The organism is Bacteroidota bacterium, assembly GCA_005882315.1.
In the GTDB taxonomy this organism is placed as follows: Bacteria; Bacteroidota; Bacteroidia; order Chitinophagales; family Chitinophagaceae; genus VBAR01.
On record VBAR01000003.1, the window covers coordinates 334129 to 347938 of the forward strand.

11 protein-coding genes and 1 tRNA gene are annotated in these 13810 nt (G+C 37.5%); 3 read left to right on the top strand and 9 right to left on the bottom strand.

All coding sequences use genetic code 11. The features are described 5' to 3' along the window. Positions 1-20: 20 nt before the first annotated feature. The 5 genes from E6H07_14845 to E6H07_14865 form a co-directional block, all read right to left on the bottom strand. Complete coding sequence (locus E6H07_14845) at positions 21-770, bottom strand: DeoR/GlpR transcriptional regulator (GenBank protein TMI62686.1); 750 nt, start codon at positions 768-770, stop codon at positions 21-23. A 101-nt stretch (positions 771-871) separates the two neighbouring features. Continuing rightward, on the bottom strand, positions 872-1372 hold the full coding sequence (locus E6H07_14850) for a hypothetical protein (protein TMI62687.1): 501 nt from the start codon (positions 1370-1372) through the stop codon (positions 872-874). 174 nt (positions 1373-1546) lie between these two features. Further along, entirely contained in the window at positions 1547-3391 is a 1845-nt protein-coding gene (locus E6H07_14855; protein TMI62688.1) for an OstA family protein, read from the bottom strand. Then, positions 3388-4380: an MCE family protein gene (locus E6H07_14860; GenBank protein ID TMI62689.1), complete on the bottom strand. Its 993-nt coding sequence runs from the start codon at positions 4378-4380 to the stop codon at positions 3388-3390. Before E6H07_14860 ends, E6H07_14855 begins: the two co-directional genes overlap by 4 nt. A gap of 97 nt (positions 4381-4477) precedes the next feature. Next, the gene (locus tag E6H07_14865; GenBank protein TMI62690.1) at positions 4478-5479 is read right to left on the bottom strand and encodes an N-acetylmuramoyl-L-alanine amidase; all 1002 of its coding nucleotides are present in this window, start codon (positions 5477-5479) and stop codon (positions 4478-4480) included. Positions 5480-5555: 76 nt separating this feature from the next. Here E6H07_14865 and E6H07_14870 point away from each other — a divergent pair, with 76 nt between their 5' ends. Further along, on the top strand, positions 5556-8294 hold the full coding sequence (locus tag E6H07_14870) for an LPS-assembly protein LptD (protein TMI62691.1): 2739 nt from the start codon (positions 5556-5558) through the stop codon (positions 8292-8294). Here the strand turns inward: E6H07_14870 and E6H07_14875 are convergent. Both E6H07_14875 and E6H07_14880 read right to left on the bottom strand, forming a co-directional pair. Beyond that, a complete protein-coding gene (locus tag E6H07_14875; GenBank protein ID TMI62692.1) occupies positions 8283-9023 on the bottom strand; it encodes a 1-acyl-sn-glycerol-3-phosphate acyltransferase in 741 nt (246 codons plus the stop codon). The genes E6H07_14870 and E6H07_14875 overlap by 12 nt on opposite strands. Positions 9024-9036: 13 nt before the next feature. Continuing rightward, a complete protein-coding gene (locus E6H07_14880; protein TMI62693.1) occupies positions 9037-9708 on the bottom strand; it encodes a uracil-DNA glycosylase in 672 nt (223 codons plus the stop codon). A 105-nt stretch (positions 9709-9813) separates the two neighbouring features. Between E6H07_14880 and E6H07_14885 the strand changes: the two genes are divergently transcribed. After that, positions 9814-12513, top strand: a complete 2700-nt coding sequence (locus tag E6H07_14885; GenBank protein TMI62694.1) for an alpha-L-rhamnosidase — start codon at positions 9814-9816, stop codon at positions 12511-12513. On the opposite strand, the gene E6H07_14890 is transcribed toward E6H07_14885, so the two are convergent. Together E6H07_14890 and E6H07_14895 are read right to left on the bottom strand one after the other, a co-directional pair. Next, positions 12440-12646, bottom strand: a complete 207-nt coding sequence (locus E6H07_14890; GenBank protein ID TMI63081.1) for a DUF1891 domain-containing protein — start codon at positions 12644-12646, stop codon at positions 12440-12442. The genes E6H07_14885 and E6H07_14890 overlap by 74 nt on opposite strands. After that, positions 12598-12674, bottom strand: a tRNA-Arg gene (locus tag E6H07_14895). The genes E6H07_14890 and E6H07_14895 overlap by 49 nt, the downstream gene beginning before the upstream one ends. A 192-nt stretch (positions 12675-12866) precedes the next feature. Here E6H07_14895 and E6H07_14900 point away from each other — a divergent pair. Then, complete coding sequence (locus E6H07_14900; protein ID TMI62695.1) at positions 12867-13799, top strand: hypothetical protein; 933 nt, start codon at positions 12867-12869, stop codon at positions 13797-13799. Positions 13800-13810: the final 11 nt, after the last annotated feature.

Below are 13810 nucleotides of genomic sequence, written 5' to 3' on the forward strand. Positions count from 1 at the left end.
GCAGTGTTAATTTAAAATATTTAAATCACTTCAATACCCGCTTCCACAAATGGTTGTAGTAACGGATCAGAAGGTTCAAGTTCTGTAATCAATATATCTATTTCATCCAGTCCACAAATTTTTATCGGTTGAAAAGTATTCAGTTTTTCTGAGATCGTCATGCAAACAGTTTTTTGTGCTGCTTCGATCATCGCTTTTTTTACCTGCACTATATCCCAGTCATTATCGGTGATGCCATGTTCAGCATCCAGCGCATTTATTCCTAAAAAACATAAATGCGGTTTTAGTTGCTTAATGCTTTTTATAGATTCAGGTCCGACTGTGATTTTTGAATTACGTGAAATTTTATCGCCAATTACAATTACATCAATACTGGGATGATTGAGATATTCAACAATTACAGGAATACTTCCTGTAATAAAAGTAGCCTGCAACTGGTGAGGGAGATTACGGGCCATTTCTATAATTGTAGTTCCACCACCGGTAAGTACATACATACCATCCTGTATCAATCCAACAGCTTTCTGAGCAATGATATTTTTGCCTGATTGAGAATAGAAATTTGAAGATGGATAATGAAACTGGCTGAATGAATGAGATAGGGCTCCACCATGCACTTTAATAACCCTTCCTTCTTCCGCCAGTTCCTGCAAATCACGGCGGATAGTATCTTCCGACACATTGATTTCGCTACTGAGCGTTGAAGAGAGGACTTTATTATGCAGGTTTACCTGATGTAAAATATATGCCTGTCTTTCTCTTTTAAGCATTTTGAGCCTTGGTAGGCTACGAATTTAAAGTAAATTCCTGCACAAAACCGCAATTCTTATTAAAAAAAATGCACATTCAGGAAACTGAACCGGCATCAATATTATTCAGTTTTAATGGCGGCCTTTTTGCCAAAAGTAAACCGGGCTGAAAATCCAATAGTCGCCGGTTCAAAATTTATTTCATCAATGATATTTAACTCAGGTTTCCAGTCGAGACTAAGGTTAAGAGGAGCATTCGCAAACTTATAATCCAATCCTACAACTCCCATAGCACCCATCAGGTTGCGGCCAGTTGTTTTTGTCTTATCAGAATCAAAACCGAGGTATATACCTCCTCCATAAAACCATTTTAATCCTTCTGTGCCTGTGAATGGTTTATGGATCTCAAGCAACCCACCAATAGCAACGGGGTTAGAAAAAGCAAGCAATCCTTCTATAGCTACTTTTTCATTGATAAAATGTTTGATCGAAACAGAATTATTGATCACCGCAGCGTCAGTACTAAGCCTGATACCTAATGCGGTTTTATAATCCTGTGCTGACGTGGTTTTGGAAACGGAAATAAATGTGAGGATAAATAGAGCGGGCAGAATCTTTTTCATGGCTATATAATTTGTTACCATGAAAACGAAAATAATGCCAGCAAAGTTTAAAGGAAATGCAAAAATCAGTCGGCAGTCAATAGTTTGCAGTAAGCAGACTCACATATCTAGTCATTCTTACAAGTTATAATGACATATACATTTAAAGGACATTGACTGTTAATTGCTGACTGATTATTCAAACATTTCTGTTTTTGATTTTGGCCGGCGACTATCCAACCAGCGAAAGGAGGGAAGTCTCATTTCTGAGGGCCTTTTCTGACGAATGGGCCAGATCGTACCACTTACCTGGCTGCGGAATACAATTTTGAAGAGCTCTTTATCTCTAAAATAAATATCCATCAGATCAGATTGGGATTGATTGATGCTGCTGTAGGCACTGTCATTATCTTGTATAAAATATATACACTGGGCTTCGCCTTTTGCCCTGACAGAATCGATGTTACCATCAATAAAGTATCCGTCCATTCTGTTTGATCTGACCTGGTTAAATACTTCCGGGTCAAGTTTATTTACCATCATGCTATTATTGATCACCTTCAGCCGCTCAGGCTTTTTATTTTTTGTATGCAGGTAAATAGTATCACCAGTGATCTGGTTTTCTTTGCTCCAAACAACCGGGTCAAAGAACAACCTGAATGTAGAATCTTTTAAGGAATAAAACATACTATCACCTACAGCCTGCAGCGAATCGGAAAAAATGCGAACATTCCTGTATGCTTCAATATACCGGTTTGTGCTGTCCTTTTTTCCTGTAGTATCTTTTTTATTCAGATCCATTATAACTGTTCCTTTTAACGTATCTTTTTTTACAAGATGCGCTGGATCTAGAATTTTTAAAGAATCATTTTTTACCAGCGAATCAGTAAGCGGTTTAGCATTCAGGTTATCATTAATAACTGCATCTTTTTTTACTGTATCTATTGCCTGTACAGTTTTCGCCGAATCGTTCTTTACCAGTGAATCATTCGAAGGTTCAATATTCAAATTGTCTTTAACAACTGTATCTTTTTTTACAAATAAATCACTCAGTCTTGCCGAAAAAATAGTGTCGGCAGTAATAAAAATGGAATCCTTATTCTGCCGGATTATCATCAATGGCTTTTTGGTAGCCAGCATTGTTTCAAGCTTATTGTTTCTGTAAACTTCACCGGCAATGACTGTAGTCTTTTCCACTGTATCAATGATGACTACATTACCTCTTGCCTGCGAAATGCCAGTACTATCATCGAAAGCAAAACTTTGGGCACTCATTATTGTTTTTCCATCAACGATTTTTGCATTACCGCCAAATTCTGCTTTTTTTCTTTTTAAATCATAAAAGCCGGTATTGGTTTCAACTGTACGACCACTGCTATCTTTAATGAGTGTGTAAGTAATAAATCTTGCTGTTTCAGTTTCTGTATTATAAAGGAGTGAATCAGTTTTTATAGAATAGGCAGGATCTTTCATGTCAACATCCTTTTTAAAATAAACATCTTTGAGGTCCGCATAATAATATCCTTCCTGGCTGGTAAGGATGGTTTTCTTATTTACAACCTTTCCGCCTTTTGTATAAATACCAATTTTAGTATTCACATCATATTCCAGTTCAGGTGTAGTTAGTACTCCTTTGCCATCAGTTAATTTTACACCGCCTTTTAAATAAGCAATACGTTTATCCTGGAAATATCTCAGGTATTCCGAATACACATGTGCAGTATCTGAATCATTGATATGCACCTTTCCAAATGCCTCAAAAATTTTTGTCCGGTTATTGATCACACAACTATCACAATAAAAATAAGTGGTGCCTTGTTTGAGTTTTACATTCCCTGCCAGTATCTGGAGGCTGGTAGAATCATCCGTTTTTAGTAACTCTAATTTACGTACACCGGGAAGTATCTCTACAACACGGGAGCTGTCATCTGCAGTAGTCGTAGTAGTTTTAGGCGCCTGTGACAATACTTGTGCATGCAGGTTCAAGACTCCGCAAGAAAACAAAAGAATAAACAGGGCTGTTGTAAACCTTAAAATCATTGCTTGCCTTTAGTGGCTGCCGAATCTCCTTTCGGCACAGGCGAAGTTAAAGGGTCGCTTTTAACTTTTTTAGTTAAAATGGTAGTATAACGTTTTGGATTGATGCGTACATCGTCAGTTAATGTTTCAAGGCTGTTAAGATTCTTTAGTATCTGGTCATACAATTCTTTACTGTTCATTAGTTTTCCCAGCGTACCATCATTCGATTGAATCTTTGCCACCATATCTTTCATAGCTAGCAACGTTTCTTTCAATTGATCAATGGCCGATTGAACATCTATTTCAGAAAACTTATTGGCTGCCCGGCGGATAGTACTGATAGTTTCTGTAATGCTGTCGTTATTCTTTTTCAGATTATCAGAGATCGACTCAACATTTTTTAATGAATTAGATAAAGGACCACCTTCTGTATTTAAAAGTGTTTTCATACTTGCTGTTGACGCTTCCAGGTTAGCAAGAATATTCAGTAATCCGCCTTTTAATTGGGAGTTCAAAAATTTATTGGTACTTCCTAAAACTACTTTCAACGAATCGATCGCATCACGGGTTTTGCTAAGGGTGGGACTGAGTTGGGATTTCAGATCACTTAGCAAACTTGCAGCGAGGTCAGTTTTTACCGTATCCCCGTTTTCTAAAAATACAGTTGAGTCACCAAAATCTATATTGATATAAGAAGAACCTAATAATTCTGATTCAATGGTAGCAATAGAATTGGCAGGGATATTTACCGACCGCTTCATATTGATGGTAACTACAATACCCGTAAGAGCTTTGTCTTTTTCGACATAATCATAAACTGTACCTACCGGTAAACCGTTTATTCTTACTTCATTTGATTTTTGCAGGCTACCGAGGTTGGTAAAAACAGCATAGAGTCGACGCTGTTTATTGAAAATATCTTTGCCTTTAAGAAAATTAAAACCCAGGATTAGCAGGGTAATGGCGATAATAGCTAAAACTCCAACTTTGGTTTCGTTACTTACTTTCATGAAAACTTATTTTCCGAACGGATTATAGATTATGCCCGGTTTTGTGTTGCCAAATTAGCCATTTATTCTTAATCAAGAAAGCAAAGATGTATAAGTATTACCGTTTATTGGTATTTGACTCGGTTGGTACGGGTTTACCTTCCAATCTTTCTTTATAACTCCTAATTGCAGTTAATATATTTTGGACAATTTCACCCTGCCCTTCATCGCTATTTATATATTTCTCTTCATCCCGGTTTGTAATAAAACCAATTTCCACAAGTACACTTGGCATCCCTGTAGCCTGTAATACCCAGATACCTTTATTGTTTCTTTGTTTTACACCGCCGCGGTCCACACGGTCCTGGTCCTTAAATCCCTTTTCAATATAATCAGCAAACTGGTAGCTTTTACGAAAATAGTTTTGTGCATATAATAATAACCTTGCTTTTTCTATCGGGTCATTGGAGTTAGGTATTTCAACTGTTAATGTCGAATCTTGTTCACCATATTCTTCCTCTTCGGTACTTTTTGAAATCGAACTTACCTTCTCATCATTCTTGCTCACAGCCCAGATATAAGTCTCAGTTCCTTTTACAAGGTTTTCCTGCCAGTATGTTTCATAAATAGGAACTTTCACTGTTCTTGTTACCCATTTCTTTTTCACTTTTACTTTTTTTGCTTGGCTCCTGTAACCTATTACTCTCTTTGCATTCCATCCACCCGGCGCTCTGCCTGCGGCATTACAGTGAATAGCAATAAACAGGTCTCCACCGGATTTGTTGGCAAGATCAGCACGGTATCTCAAGCCCTGGTCTTTATTTGTTTTATTACCAGGCATAATATCAGTGGTACGTGTAAAGATCAATTTGATATCCGGATATTCTTTTTGTATTGCCTCGCCAAGTTTTAATGATACTTCCAGGCTAACCTCGTCTTCGGTAGAAAATAATCCTCTTGCTCCATTATCAAAGCCTCCGTGACCGGGATCGATAATAATTGTTTTAAGCCCGATTTTCGGTTTTTTTTGTTCTGTTGTTTTTTTATGAGAAGGAATAAAAGAAGTGAGAACGGCTGTGCCTGCAATAAATAAAATCAAGATGAAGGTTCGTTTCATCATAGTACTTGAATTTTTTCGGGTTAATTAATCTTCACAAATCGTTTAGGGTCAGATTAGTTATTTTTGCCTGATTCGTATGATAGATTACAAATTTAGTTCAATTTATCTTCTCACCGGGTTACTGACTGCTACGATATTTTACTCACAAACGTGGAAAACTTCGTTGCATGATGTAAGTCATGACTATTTTATCACCTCTTTAACATCATACACAGACACTGTACCTCCCAAACCAAAGAAAGACAGTGTAAGAAATGAAAAGGTAAATTCCGATTCGTTAATAATAAATTTATCTGATTCAGCCAGTCGCTTACCAATTGATACAACACCACCGAAATCAAAGACAGATACTTTTTCACTTAAGCTTTCAAAAGATTCACTGGATGCGCCGGTGAAATATGAAGCAGCAGATTCAGCAGTTGTATTGATAAAAGAAAAAAAGATTACGCTGTTTGGCAAAACAAAAACCGATTACACTGATATAACATTGACAGCTCCGAGAGTTGAACTAGATCAGAATACACAGATTGTTACGGCCTTTAATTCTACGGACAGTACTGGCACTGTACTAGAAGAAGCACGGTTTAAAAATGCTGATAACGAGTTTACCAGCGATTCGATCCGGTATAACTTCAAAACACAAAAGGGATTAACAAAAAACACGGCAACAAAGTATGGAGAACTTACCGTGATAGCTGAAACGTCAAAGAAAGTAAATAGCAATACCACATTTATCAAGCGGGGACAGTTTACTACATGTGATATTATTGATGAGCCACATTTTGCTTTTCGAACCAGTAAAATGAAAGTTATAAATGAGAAAGTAGCTGTATCCGGTCCAGCACATCCTGAATTTGAAGGTGTGCCTATTCCTATTTACCTGCCATTTGGTTTTTTCCCTTTGAAACAGGGAAGGAAATCCGGCTTATTGCCGGTACAGTTCACATCGAATGAACAGTTCGGTCTTGGTTTTGAAGGCATCGGTTTTTATAAAGTAATAAACGAGTACTGGGATGCAAAATTTTATGGGAGCATTTATACATACGGTGGATGGTCTTTTAATGTAAGTCCTACTTACCGGAAAAGATATAAGTATAATGGCAACTTTAATTTTTCCGTACAGGAAACAAAAACAAATTTTAAAGGCGACCCTGATTATGGACGTTCGAGAAACTATCGTGTCAGCTGGAGTCACTCTGTTGATAGTCGTGCAAGGCCCGGCACCAATTTCAGTGCAAATGTAAATGCAGGTTCTTCCAGCTATAATAAATTTGTGCCCAACAACCCCCAGATAAATTTTCAGAACCAGATGAGCTCATCGATCAGTTATTCCAAAACATGGGCAGGTAAACCTTATCAATTATCATTGACAGCTAATCACAACCAAAATAACCAGACAAGACTGTATAATGTAAGTTTACCCAACGTTACCATGAGTGTGAACACGGTATACCCATTTCAGAAAAAAGAAATAACCGGTTCTCCTAAATGGTATGAGAAACTAGGGGTAGGATATAGTGGCAACCTGGTAAACCAGTTCTCTTTTTATGATACCGCTTTTGAATTTAAACATGTGATCGATACGATGCAATGGGGTGGGAGAAACGCTTTTCCTATCAGTCTTTCATTGCCGCCAATAATGGGTGGTGCAGTAATGGTCTCACCAAGTATTTCGTATGAAAATATTCTAATTGCACAAACATTCAGAAGAACATGGAACCCTGTTACTAAAAAAGTGGATACAACAATTACGAAAGGCGTATACATGGATCATAGCATGTCATTTGGTATTGGGTTCAGTACGGCTATATTCGGTACGAAGGAATTCAAACACTCAAAGATCCGTCATACGATCCGGCCAACAATGAGTGCCAATTATAAACCTGATCTGTCTGGCAGTCATTTCTATAATGTGCAAGTTGACACAACAGGATATACTTATCGTTTTTCAGAATTTGAAGGAAGTGTAATGGGTTATTTTGGTGAAGGACAAACAGGTGGCCTTGGTTTCCAGGTGGACAATAATCTCGAAATGAAAGTAAAAGACAAAAAAGATACTACCGGAGCAGGCACCAAAAAAATTAGATTAGTTGATGGTTATGGATTTTCTACAGGATATAATTTTTTGGCAGATAGTATGAAGCTCTCGCCAATTTCACTCTACTTCCGGACGAACCTCTTTGAAAAAATAAGTCTATCAGCAAACTCTACTCTCGACCCATATCAAATGAATTCAAGAGGACAAAGTATTGACAAATATGTTTGGGAAGATGGTAAATTCAGTCTTGGAAGATTAAAGAATAGCAGCATATCCATGACTACACAGTTTCAAAGCAAACCTAAAGACGAAAAGAAAGCTGCAGACAAGAAAAAAAGAGAAGATGAATTGCTGAATGACCCTGCACTGGCAGGTGATGCCACACAACTGCTGGAATACAAGAGAAAAAATCCGAACGAATTTGTAGATTTCAATATACCCTGGACCATGAGTGTTGGCCTTTCAATTTATTTCCAGGATATTTTGAAACCAGATTTCAGTGGCTATACAACGGAGATCAATAGCAGTTTTAATTTTAATGGTGATTTCAGTCTTACACCTAAATGGAAAATATCAGGTGGTGGTTATTATGATATACGGGCAAAAAAATTACAGAGTTTCCAGATGGGAATTTCGAGAGAGATGCATTGCTGGCAATTGAATATTAATGTAGCACCGGTGGGCCTGTACCGTTATTTCAGTTTCTCCTTAAGTCCAAAAGGACAAATTTTACAGGACTTGAAAATAAATCGTACCCGGTCATTTTCAAGTTTCTGATTTTGTCACATAAAAAATTTTCATTTTCTCAAATACTTCCATCTTCAGTTCCTGTGATGATTTACCAATAGAAGATACAGGTTGCAGGTAATGCATCTCCAGTTTATGGGGCCAAAAATAAAATGCTTTATTAGCTGGTAATACTTTACGGGTATTAAAGATCACACACGGCATAATTGCATTCCCGGTTTCTACAGAAAGTTTGAATGCACCATCATGAAATTTTTTTAATGGTTCGTTTGTTCGGTTCCTTGTGCCTTCGGGGTAAACACTCATGTGCATATTTCCTTTCAACACCGCTTTCATTTTATCATAACTTTTTCGGCGGCTTTCATCGCTGTTTCTATCCACCAGCACTGATCCTTTCATATAGTAAAAACCAAATAACGGAATTTTTGTAAAACTTGCTTTTGCGATCGTTTTATTAGCACCCGGAATAAATGGACATGAAAGTGGAACATCCATAAATGAATTATGATTGCAGGTAACAATATATGTTTCGTCTTTTTTAAAATTCTTTCTCCCGTAAACACGAAGAGGACAACCTACGAGCAGCAACCATACATTCATCCACAACCTTGCAAGCCATATAAAAATTGCTTGCCCCGCAGGGTTAGGTATTAGCCATGTGATCATGGACGGAATAAAAATGACAAGAAATGTAAGAATGAATGTTACAATTGCCCAAAGAGCAAACACACGACCCAATATTTCTTTAATTATTTTCAATTGAATAGTTCATTTATAATTTCCAGTCGATCGGATCAATTCCGTTTGCAACAAGATATTGATTTGCTTTAGAAAAATGTTTGCACCCAAAGAAACCAGCATATGCAGAAAGGGGAGAAGGATGTGCTGCCCGAAGTACCAGGTGCTTACTCTCATCGATCAGGATGCTTTTCTCCTGTGCAAATTTTCCCCATAATAAAAACACAACATGCTTTTTGGCATCTGAAATTTTCCGGATAACAGAATTAGTAAATTCTGCCCATCCAATTTTTGAATGACTCATTGGTTCTCCACTCCGGACAGTCAAAGAAGCATTTAGCAGGAACACACCTTGCTCAGCCCATTTAGTTAAATTGCCATGATCAGGAATAGGAACGCCAATATCATCATGCAATTCTTTAAAAATATTTACCAATGAAGGTGGTTGTGCAATGCCATTTGAAACGGAGAAGCAAAGTCCATGTGCCTGCCCGGGACCATGATAAGGATCTTGCCCGAGTATGACGACCTTTACTTTATCAATTGGAGTTATATTAAAAGCATTAAATATCTGTGAGCCCGGCGGAAAAATTTTCTTGCCTTGTTCTTTTTCAGTTTTAAGATGCAAAGGGATCTGCTCAAAATAAGGTTTAACGAATTCAGCTTTTAATAGTTCCTTCCAGCCCGGTTCAATTTTTACATCCATACTCCATCTTTGACCGCAAGCTAAAAAATATGAGTGTAATTGCCATTAAAAAAATATTGTGAAAGAAAATTATTTATCTTTTCGATTCTTAACAAAACATGACACATGAAAAGAATTCTTATTGGCTTCATATTACTTGTTTCCGTATCAAAAATTTCAGCGCAGGTAACAGTTGCAAATCTTCTTTGTGAAAATCTTTCCAACCCCTTAGGACTTGGGATAAAGCAACCTCGTTTCAGTTGGCAATTAGTCTCTGATAAACGTAATACAATGCAAACTGCTTATGAAGTAAAAGTGATGCAAGGGAAAACAGTTGCATGGAATAGTGGCAAGCTTATGTCTGATCAATCTGTATTTATTTCTTATGGTGGATCAGCTTTGCAATCAGGAAAAAAGTATAACTGGCAGGTAAGGGTTTGGGATAATGAAGGAAAGGCTTCAACCTGGAGTGAACCGGCATGGTTTCAAATGGCATTGCTTGATACTATGGACTGGAAAGCAAACTGGATCGAACCGGGATTTGCAGAAGAAGCGAGCAGGCCAACTCCTTTATTCAGAAAAGAATTTAAAGCAGCTAAAAAAATTCAGTCTGCTACAGCATACATCACTTCACATGGAATGTATGAAGGATATATAAATGGAAAACGAATTGGTGAGTATTATTTAACTCCCGGCTGGACCAGTTATAATAAACGTCTTCAATATCAAACATACGATGTTACAAATCTTTTAAGCCAGGGAGCGAATGTAATAGCAATGGGATTAGGTAACGGCTGGTACAGAGGTTCCCTCGCCTGGGGCGATAATAAAAATCTTTATGGAAAGGATATTTCATTATTATTTCAGCTTGATATTATTTATTCTGACGGAAGCAAAGAATCAGTTCTATCAGATGGTTCGTGGAAATCAACAACAGGAAGTATTACTTATTCAGAAATTTATAATGGTGAGATCATTGATGCCCGGAAGCAAAAAACAGGATGGCGAATGTCAGGTTATGATGATTCAAACTGGAGTGGGGTTAAAGTAAGTAATTACAAAAAATCAAATCTTATTGCCTGCGAAAATGAACCGATTAAAAAACATGAGACGTTTACACCCGTAAAAATATTTACCACCCCAAAAGGGGAGCAGGTGATCGACTTCGGTCAGAATCTTGTTGGTTGGGTTATGATCAAAGCAAAAGGAAATGCGGGGGATACAATTACTATTTCGCATGCAGAAGTATTGGATAGATACGGAAATTTTTATACAGAGAATCTGCGTGCAGCAAAAGCACTGGCTAAATATGTATTAAGAGGCGAAGGTGAAGAATCTTTTGAGCCACATTTTACATTCTTTGGGTTTCGTTATATAAGAATAGAAAATTATCCCGGTGAGTTGAAGCCTGAAAATTTTACAGCGGTTGCTTTATACAGTAATATGAAACCAACCGGTTCATTCAGTTCTTCAAATGCTCTTATCAATCAACTGCAGCATAATATTCAATGGGGGCAACGGGGAAATTTTTTAGATGTACCAACTGATTGTCCTCAACGTGACGAACGATTAGGATGGACTGGTGATGCGCAGGCTTTCTCAAGAACGGCCGCCTTCAATTTTGGTGTAAATAATTTTTTTGCGAAATGGCTGAAAGATGCGGAAGCAGATCAGTATACAAATGGTGCCTTGCCACATGTTATTCCAAATGTGCTGGGCCAGAACTCGGGTGGCTCAGCAGGCTGGGCTGATGCAGCTACTATCATTCCCTGGAATATGTGGCTGGCCTATGGCGATAAAAAGATCCTGGAAAACCAGTACAACAGCATGAAAGCATGGGTAGGTTTTATGGAAAAAAACAGCACAGATAATTTATGGAACAAAGGTTTTCATTTTGGCGACTGGCTTTTTTATCGTCCGTATGATGATAACGATGGAAGATCAGCTGTAACCGACAAATACCTGATTGCACAGTGCTTTTATGCACACTCTACAAGGCTGGTTATTAGGGCTGCAGGAGTTTTGAATAAAAAAGATGACGAGAAGCATTATACGGACCTTTTGAATAAGATAAAACAGGCTTTTCTTAAAGAATATGTAACTCCGGGAGGGCGGTTAGTATCAAGCACTCAGACTGCCTATGTGCTGGCCTTAAACTTTGATATGTTGCCCGAAGCAATGCGTCCATCTGTTGCCGATAAATTAGTTGAGAATATTAAAAGTTATGGTACACATTTAACCACGGGTTTCCTCGGTACTCCTTATTTATGTCATGTGCTTTCAAGATTTGGACATACTGATCTGGCTTATGAATTATTGTTACAGGAAACATATCCTTCATGGTTATACCCTGTAAAAATGGGAGCAACTACGATCTGGGAAAGATGGAATGGAATAAGACCTGACAGCACATTTGAACCGGCATCAATGAACTCATTTAACCATTATGCCTATGGGGCTATTGGCGACTGGATGTATCGTATTGTTTGCGGAATAGATACAGATGAAGATAATCCTGGCTACAAAAAAATAGAAATACAACCGCATATTGGTAAGGGTCTCACAAATGCATCTGCTTCCTTAAAAACTTATTATGGAACGATAAGTTCATCATGGAAAAAAGAAAATGATGGGCTGGTGTTTGATGTAGAAATTCCACCCAACACTACAGCCACTATTTATGTGCCGGCGGAAAATGGTTCATTGATCACGGAATCAGGAAAATTAATAGGAGATATCAAAGAAATAGAGATCAAAGGGGCAGTGCCTCGCTACCTGATGCTGAAAGCTGGCTCAGGTAAATATCATTTTGAAGTGAAGAAATGACTCTAAATAACGTTATAAAATCAGTCGTCAAGTTCCGTTTACGCAATATTCTTAAAAAATAAAACCTCTCCAATGGAGAGGTTTTTGTGATCCGGATTGGACTCAAACCAATGACCTGCTGCTTAGAAGGCAGCTGCTCTATTCAGCTGAGCTACCGGACCAGTACCAAAAGAACTTATTTCTTCAGGGCGGCAAAGATATGTTTTTTAGCCTTTGAAGCCAAAGGAACAGGCGACTCTTTCTCCCTACTACTTTAGTAGTATTTTTCTTAAATAAGACTCTTGATTTTTCTAAGGCATTCTTTTCTTAGTTAGCTTAATAGTAAAATTATTTTTAACCTTAAAAACCTGTTTATGAGACTCCGTTTTACATTACTGTCCCTGTTATTTTTTTCCCAGGGTTACAGCCAGATTACTATGACTTTGAGAAAGTCATTTATAGACAGTTTCAAGAACAACCTTACAATAAATGCCAATTATGAAGTTTATTTCGCCCATGCCAAACCTAATCCAGCTGCAAAAGATGGTGATTTACATTTTTCAGGATATGATAAAAAAATTGGATTGCCTGTCGTTGCTGAGATAATGAATGCTAAAGAAAATAAAAATGCTTTAGATATTATTCATGAAAAGGAAGGAAAGGGGAAGCCCGATGAAAAAATAAAATTATCAGGTGCATGGAGACTTTGGTGTGAACATCCGGGTGATATTGAAGCTTTCAAACAAGGTAAAATGAAAATTGAAATTGAAAACACAAACCCTTCTCATGTTTTCGAAATACATCCTGTAACAAAAGTGGATACTGTCGATCTCATGCATACTCTGCACAAAACCACTGGATATACTTATAAAATTGCTGAGGATGCATTTAGCAGGTATTCAAACCTTCGTTGTCGGATATCACAAAACGCAAAAACAATTTCCATAGAAACAAATGGCATTGGTTATAATTATGTTGACTTTTGGCTGGAACTCAACAGTAGTAATCAGCAGGAAGTTAGTGATGGACTTTTTGCTTATTGTACTATTTACGATTCTGAATTTGATCCTGAAGATGAAGATCATGATGACCTGATCACACATAAACTGAGGGTGGGCTTTATAAAAGGATCAGATTTGTATAACAAAGTAAAAACTATGAAAAAGGGGGAGTTTCTTCATGTCGCCGGTATCCCAAGAATTAATCTTAACCTGGTAAGATGGCGTGCAAATAACGGTTCGTCAAGACCTGAAGTATTAAATTGGAACCTTCCTTATGAAATGATAGCAGTTGGTGAAATTGATTGATCAACTTGAGT